The following is a 26,294-nucleotide window of genomic DNA, read 5'->3' on the forward strand; positions in this document are numbered from 1 at the left end:
AACCGACGCATGGAAAAGGAATTCATACTGACACATAAGCTGCTGACCCTGCTCGATTCCGAGTATCGCTGGTTCACCCTTGCCGAGATTGAAGAGCAGATTGGCGTATCGGACAAAACGATCCGTAAAATTATCGATGAAGCCAAGGAGGAGCTTCCTCCTTCGATTCATTTTGAGATTTCGCGTGGAAAAGGCGTCATTCTCCACTATGATAAACGGAATGTCGCGATTGGCGAGGTCATCTCTTCCATGTACAGGCAGAGAACCTTCTACCAGCTGCTGGATGTGCTATTCGCCGAGGGAGGGCGCTACTCGCTGGAAGAGCTGGCCGACAAGCTGTATATGAGCTCTTCTTCGCTGAAAAAGCTGATTATCCGGCTGAACAACCATGACCTGAAGCGATACCATTTGCGTATCGCATATTCCATGCCTGAGGTCAAAGGCAGTGAAATCGGTATCCGTTATTTTTACTGGAAATTATATTACGATGCCTATGAATTCTCCGGCTGGCCATTTGCCGACATCGACCAAGCCCAGATCCATGAGTATATTACGGCGATCGAGTCGGAGAATGACATCGTGTATTTCCTGAACGCCAAGCGGAGCTTGTCTTTTCTGGCGGCGATCATGATTAACCGAGTGCTGCAGGGCAAATATGCGGATGTTCCCAACGGGCACTATGACTGGGAGAGCAGCATGCTTCACGCATCTGTTGCCGCATTGGCCAGAGCGCTGGAACAGCGGTACGCCATTCATCTGCCGCTGGACGAAATCCGGTTTCTGCAAGCCATGTTCAGCTTGGGCCAATACAATTATTATGATGATGCGAAAGTCAGCGCGATGATATCGAGGGAGAAAGCAAGCCTAGTGGAAATCGGGGAGGAAAAGTATCGACTCCTCAATCATTTCCTCATGCTGGCGCTTGCCGCGTTCCCTGCGATTGATATGAACGACCGGTTCATCTGGGAAATCGGCGATTTCTTCGAGAAGCTGCGGCTGGAAAATGCGCTTCCCGATCTGATCGCCATCTCGGCAAGCAGCTTGACGGTATATGTTCAAAGGGATTGCCGGCCCATGTACCAGAGCGTAAAAAGCTGCATGCTGGAATGGAGCCAGCGCTACCCGGGCATTCAGTATAACGACTATCATCTGACGAAGCTGACGCTGTTGATCAGCTCCAGCCTGCGCTATAACAGCAAAAAGGCTTTCCTGCTGATCGGCGAGGAATTCTCCATCCGCCATTACGTCGCCAAGCTCATCAAGAATGAAATCGGTGACGAGCTGATCATCAACACCTCCATTATGGAGGGGCTTACCGATGAAATGATTCGAAAACACGGCATCGATTTTGTGATCAGCACGTTTCCTGTCGAGCTGAATGCGGTACCCGTGGTCATCATTTCAACGATACCGACCAAACGGGATTTGGAAAATATCCGCAAGGAATTAATGCAACCATGAGACCTCATGGTTGCATTTTTCCGTTAGGCTCCGTAACTTTCTGGTCTTGGTTATCCCTCCGATTCTGACTATGATGAAGGCAGATCAATAATAAAGCGCTTTCTTAAGAGGGAGGCCAGTAAGCAGGAGGAGCAAGATGAGCATACATTTGGGAGCAAAGCAGGGAGAAATCGCTGAACGTGTGCTGCTGCCCGGCGATCCGCTGCGGGCGAAGTTTGTAGCAGAGCACTTTTTAGAGGAGGTATATTGTTACAACGAAGTGAGGGGCATGTACGGGTACACCGGCCTTTATAAAGGAGTTCCCGTTTCGGTCCAAGGTACAGGAATGGGCAACCCGACCATGAGCATTTATGCGACGGAGCTGATTCAGGATTACGGGGTCAAACAGCTGATCCGCATCGGTACGTGCGGGGCCATGCAAAAAGAGCTTCAGGTCCGCGACATCGTACTGGCTCAAGCCGTATCCTCGGACAGCAATCTGATGGAAAAAATATTTTATGGCTGCAATTACGCGCCAACAGCCGATTATGACATGTTAAGCAAAGCCCATCGACTGGCTCAGGAGAAGCAGGTGAATGTCTTTGTCGGCAATATCTATAATTCCGATGAATTCTATAGAGAAACGTTGGACCGTCTTCATAAATTTATGGACTTCGGCGTGCTCGCGGTTGAGATGGAAAGTGCCGCCCTGTACACGCTGGCTGCTAAATACGGCGTCAGGGCCCTGTCCATATTGACGGTAGGCAGCCATCTGCTGACCAATGAACGTTCGTCCCATCAAGACAGCGAGAAATCCTTCCACGACATGGTCGAGGTCGCGCTCCATACCATCTTAGCGGACGAATAGGGATTGCTTGAAAACAAACTATGCTCTAGGGGGAAAAATCAATGGGAATCAAACGCGGATTTAAATATGATTTTTCGTTGTTGGCCATTTTGTTGATCCCGATTGGGATCGCAATCAACTTTGTCGGCGCGCAAATTATACTGCTGCTCAAGCTGCCGATTTACCTGAACACCATCGGGACGATTCTGACGGCCATGATCGCCGGTCCTTGGGTCGGTATGATTACGGGGGCCAGCACCAATCTTGTTGTCGGCATAACGAACCCGGTCTCGTTCGCATTTACGCCTGTACAAATGGCCGTCGGTCTGGTGGTCGGCCTGCTCTCCATGAGAGGCATGTATACGAAGCTGTGGAAAGTCATCTTGTCCTCATTCGCTGTCGTACTGACCGTTTTGATCGTGGCTTCTCCAATCCAGGTGCTGATGTTCGGCGGAGCGACAGGCAACTCTTCGGATGCCGTGGTTGCTACATTTCTGGCCTCCGGTCAGCAGATCTGGACAGCGGTATTCTCAACCAAAATCCTGGTGGAAAGCGTCGACAAAGTCATCAGCAACGTCATTGCCTTTGTCATCGTGATGAAGATGTCCCCGAGATACTTGTCCAAGCTCAATTACGGTGCAGCTTTTATCAAAAAGAAATGACGTGTAGTCCGTAATGGATACGCTTTCATAAAGGAGGGGTTCTTGTGAATAACGAACGGTCCTTATTGAGCCGTCTTTATCCAACAACCAAGTTTATGATTACCATCGCTTTATGTATGGCAGCATTTATCGTGCCCGGCTACGGGTTTAGCTACGCCGTTCTGCCGATTTGCATGGTGCTGGCCTACTTTGCCGGCAGCTTCAAGGAATTTTCCAATCTGGCGATCAAGGCACTGCTGATGATTGTTGTGTTCATCTTTATTCTGCAGAGCTTCTTCTATCCCGGCAACGACATTCTGTGGAGCTGGAGCATCTTCTCTATCAAGCGGGAAGGACTTGAATTCGCCCTGTTCCTGACATCCAAAATCGTCGCGGTGGCATCGGCCTTCATTCTGTTCTTCCGCATCACCAAGGTCAAGGATTTGGTCCATTCCCTGGAACAGGTCGGCCTGCCGTCCAAAGTAACCTATGTCATCTTGTCCACCTTGCAGCTCATTCCGGAGATGAAAAAGCTGACCCACGTCATCATGGATGCCCAAAAAACAAGAGGCGTTGAAACCGAAGGCAAGCTGCTTGTCCGCATAAAGGCCTTCCTGCCGACCCTTAGTCCGCTCATTCTCGGATCCGTGGCGAGCACGGAGGAACGGGTACTGACACTGGAGTCGAGAGCCTTCTCGGCCAATGTCAAAAAAAGCAGCATCTACAAACTGGAGAAAACAAAGCATGACCGGCTGGTACAAATGCTGCTGGTCGTACTGCTTGCTATCTTAATCGTCTGGAGAGTTGCGCTATGAGTATCATTACGATCAAGAATCTATCCTACCAATATCCGATCAGTGAGACCGATGCACTTAAGAACGTGAATGTAACGATTGAAAGAGGCAAGCTGTATGCGCTGATCGGGGCCAACGGAGGCGGAAAAACGACCCTGTGCAACGTCATTCGCGGGTTTATCCCCCACTTCTATAAGGGAGATCTGCGCGGCGAGGTGCTGATCGAAGGCAAGGATATCCGCGAATGGGAAATGGGCGAGCTCTCCCAAAAAATCGGCTATGTGTTCCAGAATCCTTTTACACAGATCAGCGGCGTGAAGGATAACGTGTTTGAAGAGATTGCATTTGGCCTTGAAAATCTGGGCATGGAGCCCGGACTTATCCGGGAGAAGGTGGATCAGGTCATCCACATGCTGGAGATCGATTATCTGCGGGACAAAAACCCGTTCGAGCTCTCCGGCGGCCAGAAGCAGCGGGTTGCGCTCGCCTCCATCATCGTCATGGAGCCGGATGTGCTGGTTATTGACGAGCCAACCTCGCAGCTTGATCCGAAGGGGACGGAAGAAGTGTTCAAGATTATTGAGCTGATGAAGAAAAAGGGAAAAACCATCATTCTCGTCGAACATAAAATTGAGCTGATTGCCGAATATGCCGACGATGTCATCCTGCTGAGCGAGGGCGAAGTGGCTATGCAAGGCAGCACGCAGGAGATTCTTACCGATGAGCGTGCCCTGGCATTCGGAGCCGCGCTCCCCCAATATTCGCTGTTCGGCCTGGACATGCGCAAACGGGGGATGGATCTCGGCAGCATCCCCTTAACGGAAAAAGAAGCCCTCGAGGCCGTGCAGACATGGATGAAGAAGGGGGTTAACGCATGAGCTTTCTGACTTTAACGAATGTTTCCTATGCCTATCCGAACGGCTACAAAGCGGTGGATAGCGTCAACATGTCCTTCCGAAAGGGGGAATCCGTTGCCATTGTCGGCCAGAACGGGGCAGGGAAAACGACCACCGTCAAGATGATGAACGGGCTCCTCAAGCCTTCCGAGGGAGATGTCGTCATCGACGGCTGGAATACGCGGGATTATACCACCGCGCAAATATCGCGGAAGGTCGGCTATGTATTCCAGAACCCGGACGACCAGATCTTTCATAACGATGTGTACAGCGAGATTGAATTCGGCCCCCGCAAGCTCGGCCTTCCGGAAGAACAGGTCAAAGCAAACGTCATGAAAGCGGCGGAGCTGGCAGGCGTCGTCCCGTTTCTTAAGGACAATCCGTATAATTTGCCCTATTCCATGCGTAAATTCGTAACGATTGCCTCCGTCATTGCGATGGATTCCAGTGTCATCATTCTGGATGAGCCGACGGCAGGCCAGGATCTTCCGGCTATGGCGCGGCTCGCCCATCTGATCGAGGCTTTAAACCAGGAAGGAAAAACCATTATCACCATCACGCATGATATGGAATTTGTCGTGAACAACTTCCATCGGGTCATCGTCATGGCAAACCGCCAGGTCATTGCGGATGACGATAAGCGGGCCATATTCTGGAATCTGGAAGTACTGGAGCAGGCGATGCTGAAGCAGCCGCATATTAGCAGGCTCAGCCACTCCCTGGATATCGGCCATAACATCCTGGCGATACCGGAGCTTGCGGATGAGCTTGCCAAGCATAAGTGATGGAATAAGGGAGTGACGATATGGAGCAGGTAAAGCACATCTTGTTGGATGTGGATACCGGCGTGGATGATGCCCTGGCGCTCATCTTTGCCGTAAAATCCAATAAGCTGCATATAGAAGGCATTACAACGGTGTTCGGCAATGTGGACGTGAAGCAGGCGACGGAGAATACGCTCCAGGTGCTCGAATTGGCGCAGCCCCGGTACGAAATTCCCGTTGCCATGGGAGCGGACGCCCCTTTGTTTCGCCCTCGCCGCGAGAACGTAACCGCCATTCATGGAGCCAACGGCCTGGCCGGATATGAACTGCCGGAGGAGGCGCGCCAATCGCCGGTGAACGAGAGGGCATCTGATTTCATCGTGCGGAAGGTACGGGAACAGGCACATGACATTACCCTGGTATTCACGGGCAGGCTGACCAATCTGGCGGTGGCGCTCGCCAAAGACCCGTCGATCGCGCAGAAAGCCAAGCTGGTGCTGATGGGAGGCGCCATCAAGGTGCCGGGCAATACAACGCCCGTATCCGAAGCCAACATCCACGGCGATCCCGAAGCGGCGCACCGGGTGTTCGAGTCCGGGATTCCGATTACGATGGTCGGCCTGGACGTGACCGGAAAGGCCAAGTTCGGCGAGGCTCATTTTCAACAGCTTATGAACGGTTTCACGGATGAACAGGCAGAATTAAGAGCATTCATGCAGCATATATTCACCTTCAGCTTTGAGGCAAGCGACCGCTTGAACGAGGGCAGATATCGGCTGATGCATGATCCGCTGGCGCTGGCTGTCGTCGAGGACGCTTCCCTTGTGGAGATGGAGGATTATTACGTCTATATCGAGACAAAGGGACAGGTATCTTCCGGTGCAACGCTGGTCGACTTCAGGCGTCCGCAGTCACGGACCAATGCCTCTGTCTGCATGCAGGTCCGTGAAGAGGCATTCCTACAGCATTACATTCGCACGGTGCTGTCATAACCGTCAGAGGAAGGAGCATGATTAATGCATCGAATCGTATTGGATGTGGATACGGGCGTGGACGATGCGCTGGCGATTGCCTATGCCGTCCGCTCTTCGGCTCTCGATATCCTGGGAATAACGACCTGTTTCGGAAACGTTCCGGTAGAGTACGCCACTCGCAATACGCTCCATGTGCTGGAGCGACTTGGCGCAGCCGGAATCCCTGTCGCCATGGGGGAATCCGCCCCCTTGTTCCATCCCTCTATCAAGTCTTATCCCGTCCAGTTTCATGGCGAGAATGGACTCGGCAACCTAGCATTCCCCGATCCGGGAGCCAAGCCGGTCTCGACGTCCGCCGCGGCCTTTATGGTGGATCAGGTCCGGCGATATCCGAAGCAGGTAACGCTGATCTGCGTCGGCCCATTGACCAATCTGGCTGGGGCCATTCTGCAGGCGCCGGAGATATCGTCGTTGGTCCGTCAGATTATCATAATGGGCGGAGCTGTGGCCGTGCCGGGCAACCGCCAGATGCATGCGGAAGCGAATGTATACTCCGACCCGGAAGCGGCCCAACTTGTCTTCCAATCCGGAGCTCCGATTACGCTGGTCGGCCTGGACGTGACCATGCAGACCGAGCTCAGTCTGGAGGATATTCAGCGCTGGAGAGACCTGGATTCGGACCTGACCCGCTTCTTGGCCGATATGACTTCCAACTATATCGGAGGCTACCGGGAAGCCTATGGCGACCGGACCGGCTGTGCCCTGCATGATCCGCTGGCGGTAGCCGTCGCGATCGACCCGAGCCTGGTTGAGGTTCAGCCGATGGTGCTGCAGGTCGATCTGGAAGGCATTCACTCCTATGGCAGAACCATTGCCGATCTGCGTCCGCGTTGTACCGCTCGGCCGAACGTCAACGTCTGCACCGGTGTCGACGCCAAGCGGTTCCAGGAGCATTTTATGAAGACCTTGATGAAATAGCTGCAGCATAAGGAGTGAACGCCGGGTGCGTTTCACTCCTTTTTTGATGAATGATCTATCCCCGCCTAAAACCCGAAATAATGGGACACAACCAAAAAAATGGTACCTATCCTTCTGATTATGAAATTCGATAGAATAAAGATGTTCTTAGGTGTAAGCGTTTTCCATTACGCGCATAGTCTGGGAGAATCCATAATGATTAAGGGAGGGTATTTATGAGGCGATCTTACATTACGGAAAGGCGGTTTAGGCAAAAGGGATTGAGTTTGTTCTTGGCGGTTCTGATGCTGGCTGGCATCGGCCTATGGCCGACCTCGAAGGTTCAGGCAGCTGAGGCTGCCGGGACTACCATTACCTCGATGTCTTACTTTTCGGCAGCAGACGGGCCTGTCATCACAAAATCAGGGATTGATCAGGCTAGCTACGGTTTTGTCATGCCGATCTTCAACGGAGGCTCCGCCACCTGGAATGATGTTGCCCAGGACCTGGGAGTAAAGGTGAAAGTAAATGGCAGCTGGGTTGATATCGACAGTGTCGGCAGCTTTGTCTATAACCAGAATTGGGGTCACTGGAACGACGGCGGCTTTATCGGCTATTGGTTCACGCTCTCCGCAACGACCGAAATTCAGCTGCACTCCAAAGCCAATGGGGTCACACTTGAATATTCACTTGTCTTTCAAAACATCAACAAAACAACCATCACGGCGATGACCCCGACGCAAGGCCCGCTGATTACGGCAGGTTTTACGGGCGGTGCCGGCTTTACCTATCCGACTTTCAACCATGATCCCGCCATAACCTATGCGGCCGTAGCGGATGATTTAAAGGTGTATGTGAAGCCTGTAAACAGCAGCCAATGGATCGATATCGACAACAATGCAGCCAGCGGCTGGATCTATGATCAGAACTTCGGCCAATTCACCGACGGAGGCGGCGGCTACTGGTTTAACGTAACGGAATCGATTAACGTCAAATTAGAATCAAAGACCTCTTCGGCTAACATCGTATATACCATCACCTTTAATGAGCCCGTAAGAAATTCTTATGTCCTTACGCCTTATGAAGGAACGACCTTTACAGCCGATGCGAGCGGCGCTATCGGCATCCCACTGCCTAAAATTGATGGGGGTGCGCCAATCGGCACCGAGCTTGGCAATTTCGTATACCAGATCCATATCAACGGGCAATGGGTGGATTTGGACAATTCGAGTCAGAGCGGATTTGTATATGCCGCTAATGGCTACAACAACATGTCTGATGCCAATCAGTGGGGATATTGGGCCGACCATATCTATGGCCTGTGGTTTCAGCCGATCCAGGAGGATATGCAGATCCGTATCGGCTATCCGCTAAATGGGCAGGCAGGTGGAAGTGTGGGCAGCAATTTCGTCAACTATACCTTGATTGGCAACCCGGATGCTCCCCGTCCGGATGTAACCGATCAGGAGGATATTCCGATCGGAACGCCAAGCGACTCGGCCATCGAGGGCATGGATCTCATCTGGCAGGATGAATTTAGCGGAACTGCGCTCGATCTCAGCAAATGGAATTATGAAACAGGATATTATCTCAGCGACGATCCCAATACTTGGGGTTGGGGCAATTCGGAGCTGCAGCATTATACCGATCATGCACAAAATGTTTATGTACAGGATGGAAAGCTTAATATCAAGGCCTTAAACGAGAAAAAATCCTTCCCGCAGGATCCAAATCGGTATGCACAATATTCCTCCGGCAAGATTAACACCAAAGATCATTTCTCCCTTAAGTATGGCCGAGTGGACTTCCGTGCAAAGCTGCCTACAGGCAACGGCATCTGGCCTGCGCTCTGGATGCTTCCGCAGGATAATGTGTATGGGACATGGGCATCCTCCGGTGAAATCGATGTGATGGAAGCAAGAGGACGCCTGCCTGGCGCGACGAGCGGCGCCGTACACTTTGGGGGGCAATGGCCGACGAACCGGCATCTTTCCGGCGAATATCACTTCCCTGAGGGGCAAACCTTTGCCAATGACTATCATGTCTACTCGGTCGTCTGGGAAGAGGACAGCATTAAATGGTATGTGGATGGCAAGTTCTTCTTTAAAGTAACCCGGGATCAATGGTATTCCGCAGCGGCGCCGAACAATCCGAATGCTCCTTTCGATCAGCCGTTCTACCTCATTATGAATCTGGCGATCGGCGGGACCTTTGACGGCGGCCGGACCCCGGATCCGTCCGATATTCCTGCAACGATGCAGGTGGACTATGTGCGTGTGTATAAAGAAGGAGAAGGCGGCGGCCAGAATCCGGGAAACGTGCCCGTTACCGGCGTAACGGTGAATCCAGCCACAGCACAGGTGGAAGTCGGGCAGAGTGCTCAATTAAACGCCAGCGTGGCACCGTCCAATGCAACGAATAAGCAGGTCACCTGGTCCGTTTCGAGTTCCAGCATCGCATCCGTGAGTCCGAGCGGTCTCGTGACAGGGCTTGCCCCGGGTACGACAACCGTCACGGCGACGACCGCTGACGGCAATAAAACAGCCAGCGCTACCCTTACCGTTGTGCAGGCACCATCCACCGTGATTGTCATCGGCGATGAGGTGAAGGGCCTGAAGAAAATCGGCGATGACTTGCTGTTCTATGTCAATGGCGCAACCTTTGCCGATTTACACTATAAGGTCAATCATGGCGGGCAGCTGAACGTAGCCATGGTCCCAACGGGGAACGGCAACTATACCTACCCTGTCAATAACTTGAAGCATGGGGATACCGTCGAGTACTTCTTTACCTATAACCCGGGGCAAGGAGCACTGGACACCCCTTGGCAGACGTATGTTCATGGGGTAACGCAAGGAACGCCGGAGTAACCCGGTAAGTCCGGACGAATATGTAAGTGGTTGAAAAACCGGTGTCTGCTCCGGGTTGCAAGAGTGCAATATCCAATAAATCAGGGCTCTCTCATTCATAAGAGGGCCCTGATTTATTAGAAATGGATTCAATACGGCAATTGCTTGCCCTATAACCCCTTTTATTTTGAAATTGAATTTTCTGCATACCACTTTCTTAATAGATTAATATGCGCTTGATGGTATCGGTTGTGGTCAGCCATATGCCATAATCCCCAGCGAATGGTTGCTTGCTTTTCATTCTCATGGCCAAAGGTGACAACTCGGTCTAGATCATCATCTTGTAATTGGGTGCAGGTGTCTTCCAACATGTTTAACACATCTTCATACTCCGATATCAGGGTGTTGAGAGCCTTGCCTTTGACCATCGGAAGTCGGTTACTCGCATCAATCATGGGGCCATATTGTTCTTGTAAAGATTGAGGAAGAGGCTCCCCTTTCATTCGGTACACCCAATTCAAATCAACATACAGGATATGTCTTATTAATTGGGCGGTACTATTAAAGCTGCCATTGAGCCCCCTGTAATCGACTTCTTCCTGCGACATCCCCTTCGTGATCAGTTGAAGTCGCTGGCTATTTTCTTTCACAGCCGAAAACAGCATGCCCACGATCGGTGACATATTCGCTTCCCCTTGTAAATCGCACAACATCGGGCTTTTCCTCCTTCCATATGGGTCTACATATAAATAAACTCTCTCTCCTTTACCCGCCATAAATATTCATCTATCGTTGGTTCTCGTTAGTTGAATCTCTTATATTTTTGTATATAGCTTCAAAATTACGATTGTGCACTCGCCGCTTTACCCGCCTGTCTTGAATGTAAAACTTTCATTGCGAATCTTGCTATAGGCTGCGCGATCAACAATTCAATCCAGAAAGCTACGCCAAAGTTTCGAGGCCAAGTATGGAGGAAATTTTTAAACGGTCCAGACTTATTTGTTTGGTACCAACCATAGGGCCTATAATGGAGAGCAAAAGAGATAATACCGTTACATTTAGTACGATATTTAGTAATACTCTTGCATTAAATCCATCGGTCTGTCCTACAAATTTCGGCATCACCTTACTAACGAGAGGGCCCGCAACTATCTTTACGCATAACACGACGATGACCCACATCATAGGAATCACTTTTAGATGTTTCTGGGCAGTCTTGTCTCTACGTACTTCTGGTTTGCCATCCCCTATCATCACCCCTCCAAGTAAATGTATCACCGTGTTATTTTAGCGATTTAGGGGTCTTCTTCATAAGTGAACATTTGATAACCTTTGATTTGTTCGGAGCCTATTTTCTGGATTTCTACGTCGAGGAGGCCCGAAGGTTCTATTGGTAACGTAGCTTCTCTCTTTTCATAGAATTCGTTGATTTATGTTTCCCTTGCTGCCCTGTCCTCCCACTTCTCCCTCAAAGCTTTCAAGTCCTCAACAAAGAACCTTAGCAAATTGGGTCTTCTTCTTACTGCCAGCGGGTGATAGGTAAAGCCGATCGGTACCCCTTGGAACTCGTGCCAGCTTCCTCGAAGTTCCTTGACGGTGGCATTCTCCTTCTGCGGGAATAATCCTTCGGCCACGGCATTCCCAAAGCCAAATAGTACTAGCGGCTGCTTCTGAAGGATCTGCGACTGTAGATGCGGAAGACATGCCGCTCGGGTTGCAGGTTTATCGTAAGCACGGATTGGCCGGCGTTTCAGCAAATAAGTGACATAAACCGTATGTATATCCATACCCGCTTCCCTCATGCCGAGTTGGAGGGTTTCCCGGGTACCGCATAAGAACTCATTTCCTTCCCGGTCCTCCCGGGCTCCCGGATTATCCAGGATCATCATCAGCGAGCCTTGCGGATTGCCTTCCCCCCAGATGACGCGATTCCGCTGTTTGAACAGTTCGCAGCGCTCACAATCCTGAATACCTTCGGGCGCTTGCTCTTCCGGCAAGATGATGCAGGGATGATCCATTTCCGTAGACATGCCCATCCTTCCTTTCTGTCGCATGCAATGGTTCCATTATGCCCACCTAATGTAAAAACTTGCCTTCAACTATATACGGACTACCTTATTGTGTTGAAATCCCACTACTATCTCGGCAGAAACAAAATGGCTTTGAACACGTCAAGCACTCGGTATTCCTTCTACGTTGATTCTTCAAACATCATACCCAAAACCTTCCGTTTCGCCGGACATTTCGGAATTTGGTGAAATAGTCCGGCGCTCCGATTCCGGTTTTCAGCCGTTTTCACCGTGAGCGCCGTTTTCGCTTCCCTGGAACATTCGATTTTTCACCCTAAATTCGATGATTCACGATCTCTCGATTTCTTCGAATTGCTTCCGTTTGCTGTGTAACTCCTTTTTGTATATGCTGGGTGAGTGGCCTCGCGCAGCTGCCCCTATTTTGTATACTACTTACCATCAATCTTCAATTTTCGGTACGTATCGAACGCCACCATAGGCATTTGCAACGAACCCTGATAGCAGTCGCCCAGGAACTGAAATACCGCGCCTTCGGTCCGCAATCCTAACACCTGCTGGATTTCCTTGAACCGAATCTTTGAATCCATTCCTAAATCCACCATCTGTTGCTCCTGGTAATCCCTCAGATCGTTTTTTTCTTTCTCACTCCGGTGATAGTACGCCAAAAGCTTCTGAATCACTTCGTATTGAGTCTTTACCCGCAGCGTTTCGGACATTTCATTCAGTTCGTCCCGCAGTTCTCATGTCGTCATCTGTAGGTCGATGACGTCCTCTAAACGTTAAGCATGGTATGGTCCAAAGGATGATTATCCGAGAACAAATCCCGATTGTGCTTGAGCATTTCCGTTATGACATCCGCCACCGCGGCTGCATCGCATACGCGGACAACGGCATCGCCAAGATACCCCTTATGCATCGCACCCCGACTTTCAAGGACCTCATCGACTTTCCAAAAATGCTCCGACCACGACAACCCGCAATGTCTGCGTGAAGGTACGGGGATTTCCGTCCCATCCGGTAACACCGTGTACAGCTTCTCATGGTCATCCGTTAACCTGCCCGGTATGTCCACCCACTCCTCGACGCCATGAATAAAGGTGTTGCGCTTTAAATCGACACCCACTAACAAAATCGTCGCCTTGCGGTCAAGCAGCTTGCCCCAAGCGGATCCCCTAGCGCATGGCGTATCGAAACGATGATCGTCACTTGTGAACTCTTTGGAATCCCGACCTAATGCTGCCACGGAATGCGTGGGGTGCAGCGAACGCACCACATCCGGGCGTTTTCGAAAAAGCTCCGGCAGGACTCCGACACAAGATGGGGATTGGTCCACGTAAAATCTTGGATTATCCGCATTGATATAAGACCACGTGTGGGTGGGCAGCACCAGCAGCCCCTCTTTCATATACGCTGTTAGCGCATCGAGGACCGTGTCCGCGCCGCCTTCGACCGGCCCCATACTCTTCATGGAAGAATGGACCAACAGCGTCCCTTTGCCGTCAATGCCCAGCTGCTCTAATTGCTTCATTATGCTTTCCAATGTGTGCATATTCTTCTCCTCCTGGGCCAGGATATCAAAAACTGGCTGTCATAACTTTTATTGAAGATACGTCCATGATAAAGAGGACTGGGAATATTTTCAATGTTTCTATGCATATTGGTTCTAACGTTTCAAGCTTGGCCTCTTTGCGCCTAATCGGTTACAAATACTTTCTTCTATACATCAAGGTAATCTGATCCGCTATGTATTCAGCGCTATGCTCGGTACCATCCTTAATCCACCACATAATAATCCCGAGAAGGGATGATGCCACAATATCAACGGAGGCAACCCGACTCGTGGAATTGATGTTTCTAGCGTCTCTGCGCTGTTCTATCGTATTTTTCAATAGGTTCGACAAGTGAGTTTTGAAGCCCGTATGCTCAACCAATACGGCGAAAATTTTCCGGTATTCATAAAAATAATTTAAAAATGTAATCAGCTGCTCCCGTTCGTTTCGGCTCTTCACTTGTAATAGCGGCTCGACTTTCATGGACAGGTCGTCAAAGATCTCATGCACGATCTGGCGCAGCAAGTCGTTAATATCCTCATAATGCAAATAGAACGTGGCACGATTTAGGTCTGCACGGGTTGCAATTTTTTGAACGGTCAATTGGGAAATTTCCTGATTGTCGGCCAGTAATGAAAAAACGGCCTGTTTCAGCATCTTTTTGGAGCGAATGGCTCGTGGATCCACTCTTTTATGTTCAGCCATGTCATCCCTCGATTATCGTTTATTTGTCACTTCATCGACCAATCTTCCCATACTGTCGTTTAGTTGACAGTTTCAGCCGAATTGTAAATAGGAATCACTCTTCAATGCTGATAAGATATATTTTATTGACACTGTGTCGAAAAAGCAATGAAGAGAGGACAGCAGCCATGCAAGAAGACATAAAGAAAATAAATAAAGGGATATTACTGACCATCTTAATCCTTGGTTGTTTCTTATCCACGCTCAATCAGACGCTTTTAAATGTCGCCTTAAGCAATCTAATGGATGTATTTAATGTCACGGCAGCAACGGTACAATGGATTTCAACGGGATTTATGCTGGTCAACGGGATATTGATCCCGATTACGGCCTATTTAATGAAACGCTTTACTACGCGGCAATTATTTATAAGCGCCATGTCGTTTCTATTAATCGGTTCGATCATTTGTGCGGCGGCGCCCAGCTTTATTGTGCTCTTGTTAGGACGGATGATCCAAGCAGCCGGTGCCGGCATTATCATGCCGCTCATGATGGGTGTTGTGCTCGCCATCTTTCCCGTTGAAAAACGCGGCAGCGCTATGGGGCTGCTGGGGCTGGCCATGATTTTTGCTCCGGCCATTGGGCCGACGCTCTCGGGATTTATTGTCGAATACCACTCTTGGCGCTGGTTATTTATCGGTCTCATCCCGCTTGTCATCATGGTCATCGCATTGGCATTCAAGTATCTCGTCAATGTATCCGAAACAGCCAAGTCGAGGCTTGATGTGGGAAGCGTTCTATTATCAACCGTCGGATTCGGCTTTATTTTATACGGCTTCAGTAGTGCAGGCAGTAAAGGCTGGGACGATGTAATGGTCATCTTATCCTTATGCATCGGGATCGTTGTAACGACCCTATTCTGTATTCGACAAGTCAAGTCCGATGATCCACTGTTGAACCTCTCTGTCTTCAAAAATAAAATCTTCACATTAACGTCTCTTATTAACGTACTAGTCACGATGATGATGTACGCAGACATGATCTTACTGCCTATTTATCTGCAGGATGGTCGGGGTTTTACAGCATTCGATGCAGGACTGCTTTTATTGCCGGGTGCGCTTGTAAATGCACTGATGTCACCCGTCACCGGTAAATTATATGACCGTTTCGGTGCGAGACCGCTGTTCATCATTGGTTTGCTGTTTATTATTCCATCCATGTGGGCGGTAACAGATTTATCGGAGTCAACAACGTATATGTATTTGATGATTCGTACCATTTGCCTGCGAATCGGATTAAGCTTCATCACCATGCCACTCAATACGGCCGGACTCAATGCGCTGCCTAAACATCTCGGTACGCACGGTACAGCCGTGAATAATACTGTTCGCCAAATTGCCGGTGCCATTGGTACAGCCGTCGTGATTACGATTTATACCGTGCAGGCAACCAGCCACGCAGCGGATGTGATGCAGAACAATCCTACAACGACTGCTGAGCTCCTTAAATCCCTTACATCCATTTTAGGGGCAAGCGACGCCTACTACTTCATGATGATTCTCTCCGTGATCGCATTGGTTATAACATTATTTATGCCTATGAAAAGCAAGACCATGATCGAACGAAAGCAAGCTCTATAAACCAAAAAAAGCTCTTCGAAGCCCGCCTGCATGCGAGAATCGAAGAGCTTTTCTTAGTGGCTTCTCAAGGCGTGCTCGATTCGCTTATCCGGCATGAACCAGATTACGGCAACAAGTACGAAAAAGAAGCCGGATATCCAAACACTCACATAAGCGGTCAAGGCCGCAGTCAAGTAGAGTAAAGGAGATAGTTTTCCCTTCCAGTCTTTTCCTATCGCTCCAATGAATGAGGAATCGCCGGAATGCTGGTTCATAATCATGCGCTGAAGCAGCCAGTACGAGAACGCCGCTAGCAATAGAATAATCCCGTACAGCGCCGTTGGAGTAGGTGCAAAATGGCTTTCCCCCATCCAAGCTGTCGTGAACGGCACAAGGGATAGCCAGAATAAGAGCAGCAAGTTGAGCCACATCAACCGTCCGTTCATCGTTCGAACCATATGCAGCAGATGATGATGATTGTTCCAGTAGATGCCGACATATACGAAACTGAAAATATAACTAATAATTTTTGGTCCCAGTTCAACTAGCGCATGCCAGTCATGGCCTTCCGGCACTTTGAATTCCAGCACCATGATCGTAATAATAATGGCCAACACACCATCGCTGAATGCTTCCATCCGATTTGCTTTCAAATCGTCTCACCTTTTCCCCTCGCATCATATGTCTCTTATTCCATTATAGAGATCGTTTGTCCTGAGTCTACCTACTTTTCACCTGAATTTTGGTTTGACCCTGCAAGGTTAGAAATGTGTAAAATTTTTCCCATTGGCATCTGTAAGCACCTCTATTTCGCTTTTAGTTTTTCAAGGTTTTGCTGGTGAAACCCCTTCGCAATGATCCAGACTGCTAAACTCATTTCATAAACACCCACAGGCAGAGCAAGGAAACCTTTTGCAGCGGAGAGAGGTTCGATCAGACCGAACATTTCTAATAGACCGGCTGCGAATACGAGTGCTGCTGTAATCATACCAAATTGCGCTAACGGTCTTGGCACCAAACCTGTTCTAAAGAGCAAATAACTATACAATGACGTATTGATACCGAGCATAAAATTGGGGCCTAACGTCGAAGTCCAACGATGGAAAGCTTGCAGCATGTAGCCGATCTCGTGAAGATGGTCTTCACTTGCTATGCGGTTTGCTTCATAATGAATACTAAGCTGAACTAAACCTAATATACTCACCACTCCTATGGCAATAAGAACAGCCTCCATAAATCGAAAGCATAGGTACCCGAGGGCTAGATGTTCATTCCATCGACGAAGGTAAGGAAACAGCATAACCGCCGTCCCTACTGCAGTCAGGACGAGCAAAAGATCGTTAATAACACCGATCATAACCTGTGTTTTCAATCCATTGGCCGCGGACCTGTACCATTGTTCTGACAATACCGGCTCATAAGAAATAACAGCGATGACCGAAGTGACCGCAGCGGCAATATAAAAAATTCCGATCAGGATTCCATTCTTTCTGTCTTGCGTCATAACGCGTTCCTCCTTTGGCTATTACCATGATTGCAATAAGTTACAGAACATTCTGTTTATGGATTGGGGATTATTATGGACCATTATGAAGTCATAGAGCGTGCTTTAATCCATATTGAGAACAATTTAGACCAGCCTTTATCACTTGAGTCTGTGGCTAACTCCTTCAACATGTCCAAATATTACTTTCACAGACTTTTTTCTGCCATGATGGGTTGTTCTTTAAACCACTACATACGATCCAGAAGATTGAACGCCTCCCTACAATTCATTCATACCGGTCACTTATCACTAACGGATATCGCCTATCAGCTAAACTTTGGAACTCCATCATCGTTCACCCGCGCTTTCAAAGACCAATACGGTATGGCTCCAAGCACTCTAAGAGCAGAAAATTCAACCATTTCCCAGACACCCATCCCTTCCGTGGTTAGAAGACCCATCAAAAACATTAATGGTGATATCGTTACCGATTTCACCTTAATGGACTTCGAATCCATCCGGGTGTGCGGCATAGCCTTTGAGGTTGACCTGGCAACGGATGATTACAAGACGAAGATCCGGTCTCATTCGCATAAACTGTTACATGACATTGATAAAACCGTACATGGCCCATGTTATGTCATTTATTCAAATTGCCAACCCGATTCAACCCAATTCAAGGTCCTGTTCGGAATTCCATATGACATTCAGATCCATAAACCTTTTTATTTTACCGTTGATGTCCCACAACTCTTCTGTGCCAAATTCAAATATTTTGGTGATCTTCTTGATATAGGAGATGTCCTCAAAACGGATTACGCAAGATTTCTAAAGATCTCCAAGCAGGAAACTGAACATTCACACATCGAGCTCATTCAAGCTTTTGATGATATTCACAATCTTGAATCGACCTACCACATCTATGCACCTATTAAAAAACTGCCTATTGATTCGGATTATGAATAGGTCTCTTCCGGCCACCCCTAATCTCCTTTAAGCCCTCCATTCTGATGCAATAATGATGGGATGCTCACAAGATAACATAATGGCTAGACCTGCACTTTCCCAATCTTGCTGTAACGAAAAAAGCACCTCTTTCGAGAAGCCGATTCATCAACGATGTGACCCGTTTTTCTCGTTAGTAATGTTATCTTTCAAATATCCGTCACTAGTTGTACGGTTCTCCTTAACGGGACTATAGGCGAAAAAAAACGAAAGGAGCTGCTGCGGCAGCTCCTTCGTTATTTCATTGAAATATTTATACTACCATAAGGGCCAGTAGGCATTGTCGTGGCTGTCGGGTCGTTACTGCCCGCCAGACCCTTACTTCGACTCAATACGCCCCAACGGGATGGCGCTCTCTTCCAGAGCCGCACGAGCTGCCGGCCAACTGAAATCGTCGAGGTCGAGCGCGTTGCGAAGGTAGGCCAGCGTGAGCCGCTGGATCAGGGCGACTCGTTCAGGGCTCTCGTCCGTCGTCTCCGTGACGCTGTAACCGGAGATCCCGCCGAGCGAATGCTCTCCCCCGAAGAGGGTGAGCAGGCTCTTGCTGCCCGGGCTCAGAAAGTACGGGTCGGTGAACCAGTCGGGCCCCCGAGTGGACAGTTGAGAGTGATCATGGTCCCCCGCTACCACGAGGGTCGGCGTGCTCATCTCCGCAAAGCTCGGGTTCATGAAGGGGAAGTGCTCTGCCGCGAACGGACTCAAGTCAGCTCCACCCTTGCCAGTCGTGGCAAGCAGCAGGCCCGCCTTGATCCGCGAGTCGGACATGTCCTCTCCCGGCTCGCCGTGGTTATCGAGGACTCGCGCGCCGAGCAGCATGCTCACCGTTTGGCCTCCCCAGGAGTGTCCGGCTGCGGCGATGCGGCTTCGATCGAGGCGCCCACTGAGACCGGGAACGGAAGCTTCAATAAGATCAAGCTGGTCGAGGATGCGCTTCAGGTCCTCGACTCGGAAACGCCAGATCCGTGGCGTACGGGGATCGTCAGGAGGAAGGTTCAGCGTCCTCGAGTCGAGATGAGTGGGTTGAATGACCACGAAGCCGTGAGCAGCCCAGTAGTCGACCAACGGGCCGTAGCCGTCCAACGACCAGCCATAGCCGTGCGAGAAAACTATAATAGGCAATTCACTCCCAACCGCGGGCGCGGACACTCGCACTTGCAGATTCTCACCGCGATCTGGAGCTGGTAGCACTACCGGCTTCGCCGAGACGACTGGACTAGGCGAACTAATGTTGATATTCATCATAAATGTTCCTTTCTTGAAGAAAGATTAGCCAAACCGCTTCTGGAAGGAAGCGATCAAGCAGGTTCCCTGAAATAAGCCAGAACAATAGGTTGACACGTCAACTATAAGCAACTGTAGCATATTGTGGTTGACACGTCAACCGTGCTATGATGTTCCTATGGATAAGAACGAGCTAAACGAAGAGGAAATGCGAATATGGCATATGTGGAAAGGCTCCTTTCAGAGCATTTTCGGTCGCGTAATCAAAGAGATGTCTGAACACACAGGACTATCAGAGGGGGATTATGGGGTATTGGATCGGTTAGTCCTTCTGGGGAACGGGAGCCTTCGCCAACAGGAGTTGGCCGACTCGATGGACTGGGATAAGAGTCGATTATCCCATCATCTGACGCGGATGGAAAAACGCAAACTTGTGATGAGGAAACCATTAGACACAGATCGCGGTGTTCAAGTCATCATCACTTCAGCTGGAAAATCGGCATTGGATGATGCCCGTCCCATAGTCTCTAAGGCAATACGCAAACATTTCCTTGATCAATTAACGGATCAAGACATTGAATCGATCACTAAGCTCGGGGAAAGGACAAAAACAGGGTCTTCAGCGTCTTGTGAAGCCCCGCCGACATGACTGCGTTTTTGATGTTATTCATGAAGTGAATAAGTGGATCGGTACTCAATGAAAAGAACTCTCCAGACTCGGAGAGTTCTTTCATTTTTATCCATATATTTTCCGGCAGCTCCTTCTTCTTCATTTACGTTCGCTATGCATCAAATTCCACTCCGTATTTATGGAAAATAGCCTTGTAACCTCAGACGAGTCCATTCACTACCGGTAAGCAGCCGAACGTAATGACGCCATTCAACAATAGGAAAAATTTATAAATGTGGATATGCATTATAAAACGCCCGGCGCATATATGAATACAGTGATTGTTTACTGGTGAGTCAGGAAAAATATGGGAGGGGACGCCATGATACCAAACGAAACGGAGCGTCAGACGCCTATCGGGAGCTATAGGAACGTTCCGCTTACTTTCACGGAAAATGTCGGTCAAACGCGAGGAGATATCTGCTATTTATCTCATAAACCCGGAGTTACTATCGGGTTCTCCTCCGCGGAGATTCAGTTTGTTCTTACGAAGAATACGCCGGATCGGCGGGAGGGGATGGCGCTCTTCCTGCAATTTCTCGGCGCGAACGCGGACGTGCAAATCGAAGGTCGTCGCCAAGACACGGGGAAATTCAATTATTTTATCGGCAACGATCCGGCGAAGTGGCATACCGCTGTCCCAACCTATCGGGAGATTGTCTATCGGGAGCTGTGGTCCGGAGTCGACTTAGTCCTCTATGGGGACAACGGAAAATTCAAATACGATGTCGTTGTTCAGCCCGGCGCCAGACTTGACGATATCCGGTTCGTCTACCGCGGTGCAGACGAGTTGTCCTTGAGTGAAGAAGGTAATCTTCAAATTCATACCTCTCATGGCGTTCTGACGGAGGAAAGACCCGTCAGCTATCAGGTGATTGATGACAGCAGGGTTCCGGTGGAAAGCCGATTTGTATTGCCTGAGGGCCAAGGAGATTGCGTCTTTGGCTTCGAAATCGGCGATGGGTATCATCCGGGTCATCCGCTCGTCATTGATCCGTTTGTGCTGTTTTATTCCACTTATCTTGGCGGAAGCGACACGGATATCGGTTTTAGCATCGCGGTAGACAATCAGGACAATGCCTATGTGACGGGGCAAACCTTATCCCTTGATTTTCCGATCACCCCTGGCGCATTCCAACCTGGCAAAGACGGATCTTCCAGTGCGTTTGTCACGAAAATGAATTCCAGCGGCACCTTTCTCGAGTATTCTACTTTTATCGGCGGCAACAGCTTTGATCTAGGACGCGGTATTGCTGTCGATGATTCCGGCCACGCCTATGTAACGGGGCAGACCCTTTCCCCCGATTTCCCTACGACGCCGGGAGCTTTTCAGACATTCATCGGCGGAGCCCAGGATGCGTTCGTAACCAAGTTAAGTCCGGACGGCGGCTTCCTCATATATTCCACGTTTCTTGGCGGAGAGGGAGTTGATACCGGATTCGGCATTACTGTCGATGACGTAGGAAGTGCTTATGTTACAGGAGGTACATCCTCTGTCAACTTCCCCCTCATCAACGCATTTCAAGGGTTTATTGCAAATGAGCATGTTTTTGTTACAAAATTGAATCCTGGCGGCAGCGCTCTTGAGTATTCCACGCTCCTGGGAGGCCATGGCATCGAAACGGGGCGCGGCATTGCGGTAGACGGTGCAGGCCAGGCTTACGTGACGGGGCTGACGACCTCCGTGGACTTTCCTACCACACCGGGAGCGTTCCAAATCAATCTTACGGGTGTCATCGGCGCGTTCGTATCGAAAGTGGATCCCAGCGGGCTCGCGCTCGTGTATTCGACCTTCCTTACCGGTAATGGCGACGACGAGGGGCATGGCATCGCAGCTGATGAGTTCGGCCAGGCTTACGTGACGGGAAGCACTACTTCTTTTGATTTCCCGGTTACGCCGGGATCATTTCAGCCCTTCTATGGCGGCGGGTCTTCCGACGCCTTTGTAACGAAATTAAGTCCGAGCGGCGATTATCAAGTCTATTCAACCTTTCTTGGCGGGGGCGAGTCGGATACAGGCAATGGCATCGCGGTGCGCACAGGCTTCGCTTATGTGACGGGAAGCACCACATCGTTCAATTTCCCCACTACTCCTGACGCGCTCCAGCCGTCCCTCCATGGCGGTAGCGATGGTTTTATTACGCAACTCAACATCATGGGCAACGAGCTTGTCTTCTCCACATACTTGGGCGGCAGCTCAAGCGACACCGGGAATGCCATCGCCGTTGACAATACAGGCTGCGTTTTCGTGACCGGTCAAACCTCCTCTTTCGATTTCCCGGTTACTGGCGTGTTTCAGCCGTTTTTACGTGGGGACAGCGATGCTTTTGTCATAAGACTCTGTTTAAGTCTGGGGACGACGATCAATAAGTTTCCGGACCGCTACGAGGTGCGTCGCGGCGAACCGGTGAGATACTTTATCGAGATCCACAACCCAAGCGCCATAACACTTACGAACGTGGTCGTTGAAGATCCAACGCTCGGCATTTTCCAGGTCATTCCTGAAATCCCTCCCTTCTCGGTCCACATCTTGGAATTTGACTTTATTGTTCCTTTTGACGCGCCTTTCGGACCGCTCAGAAATATTGTCTCCATCACCTCGGATCAATTCGGCGAGCCGCTTACAGGCGAAGCGGAAATTCTCATAACGCCATCTCCTGCTTTGATAGCTACCAAGACGGTAAACCCGCCCGCCGCAGCTCCGGGGGAAACGGTCATCTTTACAATTACGCTCGTGAATCAAGGCGACGTCGAGTTATTCAATGTTCACATCGTCGATCCACTTATCGGACTGGATCAGTTTATCAACGTTCTTTACGTCGGAGAGGTATTCGTCATCGATTGGCCGTTCATCATTCCCAAGGATGCACAGGCAGGACTGACCATTTCCAATATCGTGACGATTACCGCAGACAATCTGCCTAATCCAGAGGAAGTTGGAACGGTGGTCGAGGTGCTGCCGGTTCCTAGACTGGATATCACGAAGACGGCAGATCGCAACGTCGTTTTTCCGGGCGAAACGGTAAATTATACGATTCAGGTCTTCAATACCGGAAATACGGACCTCTTCAATGTTCATGTGACGGACGATCTTACCGGATTCGACATCATCATTCCTTTTCTCCCGTTCGGACAAAGCGAGACTTTCGTAATACCGTTCTTCTTCCCGCTGGAAATGCCACCTCAGACGTATACGAATACGGCGGTTGCCACTAGCGATCAGACGGAGCCCGTATCCGACAGCACGGATGTGACGGTGCTAAGCGATCCGCGTCTTGGGATCAGCAAGGTTCCGGCGACGACCACCGCGGTGGTCGGGCAGACGATCCAGTATACGATCACGCTAGAGAATATCGGAAACGTGCCGCTGACAGGCATCCGGGTCTTCGATCCGCTGCTTGGATTCGAAAGATTCGTAGACATTCTGTTCCCAGGGGAAGTTCTAACTTTTGTATTTGATTTCACCATCCCGCAGGATACCCCAATCGGATCAGATATTTTCAATATCGTTAGCGTAACATCGAACGAGGGAGTAACCGAGGAAGCGGAATCGTCAGTTACGGTAACGGGTTTCGGGCTGTCGCTGACAAAGGTGCCGGATCTTCCGGCCGTTGCTCCCGGCGAGACGGCCACTTACACGCTGACCGTAACAAACTTGCTGGATGTGGCGCAGACGAATGTCGTGCTAACCGATGCACTGCTGGGGTTAAGCGAGGTGATAGACTTCCTCCCTGCGAATGCAACGGTTACCCGAACGGTGGTATTCACCATTCCTGTGGACGCTCAGATTAGCAGCGTCATTCAAAATACATTTACGGTCGCCTCCGATCAAACACCAGAGCAGGAAACGATCGCCGAGGTTGTCGTAATTCCGCCTCCGGGCCCGGCGCTTCGGATCCAAAAGCTTCCTGACCGCAATACGGCTTCCCCTGGCGAGACGATCACTTATACGCTAACTGTAACGAATTTGTTGAACATTCCTCTGACAAACGTCGTGCTGACCGACGCGCTGCTCGGGCTGAGCGAGACGATTCCCGTCCTGCAGGCAAACGAGACGATTACCCGAACGGTGACGTTCATCGTTCCCGCGGACGCCCAGATTGGCAGCATCATTCGAAATACGTTCACCGTCTCCTCGGATCAATCGCCGGATCTGGAGTCATCTGCCGAGGTTCTCGTGCAAACTCCCCCAGGGCCGTCGCTTCTAATCCAGAAGGTGCCTGACCGCAATACGGCCGCGCCGGGTGAGACGATTACGTATACACTGACCGTAACGAACTTACTGGATACACCACAGACGAATGTCGTGCTGACCGACGAACTGCTAGGGTTTAGCGAGACGATTGCAGAACTCCCTGCGAATGGTACGATTACCCGGACGGTGACGTTCACCGTTCCAACGGACACACCAAATGGCAGCGTCATTCGGAATACGTTCATAGCCGTCTCGGATCAATCGCCGCAAGTGGAGACGATTGCCGAAGTGAACGTCGAGATCGGTCCCGCTGTAGAAACGACTCTAGCGGTTCGCAAACTTCCGGATCGGACTACCGCGGAACCGGGCGAGACGATTCGTTATACTGTCGAAGTTACGAATACAGGCACAATTCCGGCGACCAACGTTGTCGTGCGCGACTCGCTCACCGGCCAACAGCTCACGATCCCGGTCATTGCGCCAAGTGCGACCGAGAGGGTGCAGTTCTCGTTCACGGTACCGGCAGGTACACCGCAAGGGCAAGTGATCGCTAATCGAGTCACGGTGACCTGGACCGAGCAGTCTCCCGATACACCGCCCGCAGAAGACGAGGTAAGGGTAGACATTGCTATTCCCGCTGAACTGCCGGATCTGGATGTCGAAGCTACGCCGGATTTGCCGAGTCCGGGAGAGACGGTAATTAAGACGATCACCGTAACGAACACCACGGACATCACGCTGACGAACGTGAACGTCTTCGACCAGTTGATTGGCTTCCAGACGATTATTCCTTCGCTTGCACCCGGGGAGAGTCGCGTGTTCAGTCTGCAGCTCCCGATACCTCCTGGCACGGTAGGCGGAACGGAGTTCCGAAACATCGTCACGATGCGCCCTGACCAGACGCCGCCTCAGCAGCAAGAGGTCACCGTAGAAGTGCAGTCGCTCCCGGACGCGTCGTTGACCAAAACGGTTGACCATCCGGTCGGAAAACCAGGGGATAAAGTAATTTTCACTATTCGGGCATGCAACACGGGCAATGTCCCGCTATTGAACGTGTTGCTGACCGACCCGCTGCTCGGCATACAAGTGCGAATTGTGCGATTCGAGGTCGGAGCCTGCGAGACACTGCAAGTACCGTTCGTGCTTCCGGATGTGGAGGAAGACACCCTCATCGTTAATTCAGTGAAGCTAACATCGGATAACGGACCAACTCGCGAAGCGAGCGCATCGGTCACGGTTATCACAGAGGAAGAGGAGTAAAAAAATCGCCCGCTCACCGATGGTGAACGGGCGATTTTCTATGAGTTTTTCCAGCTATGTCCTCGAACTTGCTTATTCTCTCCACGCCCCTATTTACGTCTCTCCAATCACCCGCAATGCGAGTGATCAGCGTAAGCATGACTTGTATGATATCAGCCGGAGGAGCGTTAGGCCGATCAATCTCGCATCATCATGGAGAACCTTCCTTCAGCACGAAGAGCTGCCTTGATAGAACTTCTTGCGATCGCAGATTTACTTGTCGACATATGTCTACAAAACTCACGTTATTTATGGTGCGGCACAGCATAACGGATCCATCGGCGATAAATAAGAGCACCTACACGGGTCCCCCTAAACTGGATCAAATAAAGCCTAAAAAAATCGCGTCCTCCAAGGGAGAACGCGATATAAA

22 protein-coding genes are annotated in these 26,294 nt (G+C 50.2%); 13 read left to right on the top strand and 9 right to left on the bottom strand.

Annotation, left to right across the window (positions count from 1 at the left end; translation table 11 throughout):
* Nucleotides 1-9 precede the first annotated feature (9 nt).
* From PAEVO_RS30710 to PAEVO_RS30750, 9 genes are all read left to right on the top strand, one after another.
* Nucleotides 10-1,461, top strand: coding sequence for an AcpB/EbpR/MafR family transcriptional regulator (locus PAEVO_RS30710; protein WP_100541254.1), 1,452 nt, complete (start codon nt 10-12; stop codon nt 1,459-1,461).
* A gap of 136 nt (nt 1,462-1,597) precedes the next feature.
* Nucleotides 1,598-2,308: a purine-nucleoside phosphorylase gene (gene deoD / locus PAEVO_RS30715; protein ID WP_100541255.1), complete on the top strand. Its 711-nt coding sequence runs from the start codon at nt 1,598-1,600 to the stop codon at nt 2,306-2,308.
* 41 nt (nt 2,309-2,349) lie between these two features.
* Nucleotides 2,350-2,949 carry an ECF transporter S component gene (locus PAEVO_RS30720; protein WP_100541256.1) on the top strand — a complete coding sequence of 200 codons (600 nt, stop codon included), beginning with the start codon at nt 2,350-2,352 and terminating at the stop codon, nt 2,947-2,949.
* 44 nt (nt 2,950-2,993) lie between these two features.
* Entirely contained in the window at nt 2,994-3,743 is a 750-nt protein-coding gene (locus PAEVO_RS30725) for an energy-coupling factor transporter transmembrane component T (RefSeq protein ID WP_100541257.1), read from the top strand.
* The gene (locus tag PAEVO_RS30730) at nt 3,740-4,600 is read left to right on the top strand and encodes an energy-coupling factor ABC transporter ATP-binding protein (protein ID WP_100541258.1); all 861 of its coding nucleotides are present in this window, start codon (nt 3,740-3,742) and stop codon (nt 4,598-4,600) included. The genes PAEVO_RS30725 and PAEVO_RS30730 overlap by 4 nt, the downstream gene beginning before the upstream one ends.
* Entirely contained in the window at nt 4,597-5,403 is an 807-nt protein-coding gene (locus tag PAEVO_RS30735) for an energy-coupling factor ABC transporter ATP-binding protein (protein WP_100541259.1), read from the top strand. The genes PAEVO_RS30730 and PAEVO_RS30735 overlap by 4 nt, the downstream gene beginning before the upstream one ends.
* A gap of 20 nt (nt 5,404-5,423) precedes the next feature.
* On the top strand, nt 5,424-6,374 hold the full coding sequence (locus PAEVO_RS30740; protein WP_100541260.1) for a nucleoside hydrolase: 951 nt from the start codon (nt 5,424-5,426) through the stop codon (nt 6,372-6,374).
* Between the two features lie 24 nt (nt 6,375-6,398).
* Entirely contained in the window at nt 6,399-7,334 is a 936-nt protein-coding gene (locus PAEVO_RS30745) for a nucleoside hydrolase (protein ID WP_100541261.1), read from the top strand.
* A 215-nt stretch (nt 7,335-7,549) separates the two neighbouring features.
* Nucleotides 7,550-10,183, top strand: coding sequence for a family 16 glycosylhydrolase (locus PAEVO_RS30750; RefSeq protein ID WP_100541262.1), 2,634 nt, complete (start codon nt 7,550-7,552; stop codon nt 10,181-10,183).
* 161 nt (nt 10,184-10,344) lie between these two features.
* Here PAEVO_RS30750 and PAEVO_RS30755 read toward each other — a convergent pair whose 3' ends face one another.
* The 6 genes from PAEVO_RS30755 to PAEVO_RS30775 all read right to left on the bottom strand — a co-directional run bounded on the left by PAEVO_RS30755 (nt 10,345) and on the right by PAEVO_RS30775 (nt 14,447).
* Nucleotides 10,345-10,875 (bottom strand): DinB family protein, encoded by a 531-nt coding sequence (locus tag PAEVO_RS30755; RefSeq protein ID WP_100541263.1) that lies wholly within the window; start codon nt 10,873-10,875, stop codon nt 10,345-10,347.
* Nucleotides 10,876-11,003: 128 nt separating this feature from the next.
* The gene (locus PAEVO_RS34960; RefSeq protein WP_481856510.1) at nt 11,004-11,240 is read right to left on the bottom strand and encodes a DUF2798 domain-containing protein; all 237 of its coding nucleotides are present in this window, start codon (nt 11,238-11,240) and stop codon (nt 11,004-11,006) included.
* A gap of 352 nt (nt 11,241-11,592) precedes the next feature.
* Nucleotides 11,593-12,192, bottom strand: coding sequence for a uracil-DNA glycosylase (locus PAEVO_RS30760; RefSeq protein ID WP_100541264.1), 600 nt, complete (start codon nt 12,190-12,192; stop codon nt 11,593-11,595).
* A gap of 428 nt (nt 12,193-12,620) precedes the next feature.
* On the bottom strand, nt 12,621-12,908 hold the full coding sequence (locus PAEVO_RS30765) for a hypothetical protein (protein ID WP_100541265.1): 288 nt from the start codon (nt 12,906-12,908) through the stop codon (nt 12,621-12,623).
* 56 nt (nt 12,909-12,964) lie between these two features.
* On the bottom strand, nt 12,965-13,741 hold the full coding sequence (locus tag PAEVO_RS30770; protein WP_100541266.1) for an AAC(3) family N-acetyltransferase: 777 nt from the start codon (nt 13,739-13,741) through the stop codon (nt 12,965-12,967).
* A gap of 151 nt (nt 13,742-13,892) precedes the next feature.
* Nucleotides 13,893-14,447: a TetR/AcrR family transcriptional regulator gene (locus PAEVO_RS30775; RefSeq protein WP_100541267.1), complete on the bottom strand. Its 555-nt coding sequence runs from the start codon at nt 14,445-14,447 to the stop codon at nt 13,893-13,895.
* Nucleotides 14,448-14,614: 167 nt separating this feature from the next.
* Here PAEVO_RS30775 and PAEVO_RS30780 point away from each other — a divergent pair, with 167 nt between their 5' ends.
* Nucleotides 14,615-16,066, top strand: a complete 1,452-nt coding sequence (locus PAEVO_RS30780; protein ID WP_100541268.1) for a DHA2 family efflux MFS transporter permease subunit — start codon at nt 14,615-14,617, stop codon at nt 16,064-16,066.
* A gap of 53 nt (nt 16,067-16,119) precedes the next feature.
* On the opposite strand, the gene PAEVO_RS30785 is transcribed toward PAEVO_RS30780, so the two are convergent.
* A complete protein-coding gene (locus tag PAEVO_RS30785) occupies nt 16,120-16,698 on the bottom strand; it encodes a TMEM175 family protein (RefSeq protein WP_100541269.1) in 579 nt (192 codons plus the stop codon).
* Between the two features lie 152 nt (nt 16,699-16,850).
* Nucleotides 16,851-17,549, bottom strand: coding sequence for a DUF4386 domain-containing protein (locus PAEVO_RS30790; protein WP_100541270.1), 699 nt, complete (start codon nt 17,547-17,549; stop codon nt 16,851-16,853).
* A gap of 75 nt (nt 17,550-17,624) precedes the next feature.
* Here PAEVO_RS30790 and PAEVO_RS30795 point away from each other — a divergent pair, with 75 nt between their 5' ends.
* Nucleotides 17,625-18,497, top strand: a complete 873-nt coding sequence (locus tag PAEVO_RS30795; protein ID WP_100541271.1) for a helix-turn-helix transcriptional regulator — start codon at nt 17,625-17,627, stop codon at nt 18,495-18,497.
* Between the two features lie 357 nt (nt 18,498-18,854).
* Here PAEVO_RS30795 and PAEVO_RS30800 read toward each other — a convergent pair whose 3' ends face one another.
* The gene (locus PAEVO_RS30800) at nt 18,855-19,775 is read right to left on the bottom strand and encodes an alpha/beta hydrolase family protein (protein WP_100541372.1); all 921 of its coding nucleotides are present in this window, start codon (nt 19,773-19,775) and stop codon (nt 18,855-18,857) included.
* A gap of 253 nt (nt 19,776-20,028) precedes the next feature.
* On the opposite strand from PAEVO_RS30800, the gene PAEVO_RS30805 reads away from it, so the two are divergent.
* Together PAEVO_RS30805 and PAEVO_RS30810 are read left to right on the top strand one after the other, a co-directional pair.
* Nucleotides 20,029-20,406 (top strand): MarR family winged helix-turn-helix transcriptional regulator, encoded by a 378-nt coding sequence (locus PAEVO_RS30805; RefSeq protein WP_243391006.1) that lies wholly within the window; start codon nt 20,029-20,031, stop codon nt 20,404-20,406.
* A gap of 343 nt (nt 20,407-20,749) precedes the next feature.
* Nucleotides 20,750-25,882, top strand: coding sequence for a DUF7507 domain-containing protein (locus PAEVO_RS30810; protein ID WP_165789784.1), 5,133 nt, complete (start codon nt 20,750-20,752; stop codon nt 25,880-25,882).
* Nucleotides 25,883-26,294 lie beyond the last annotated feature (412 nt).

The organism is Paenibacillus sp. GM2FR (assembly GCF_002803325.1).
GTDB lineage: Bacteria > Bacillota > Bacilli > Paenibacillales > Paenibacillaceae > Paenibacillus_AQ > Paenibacillus_AQ lautus.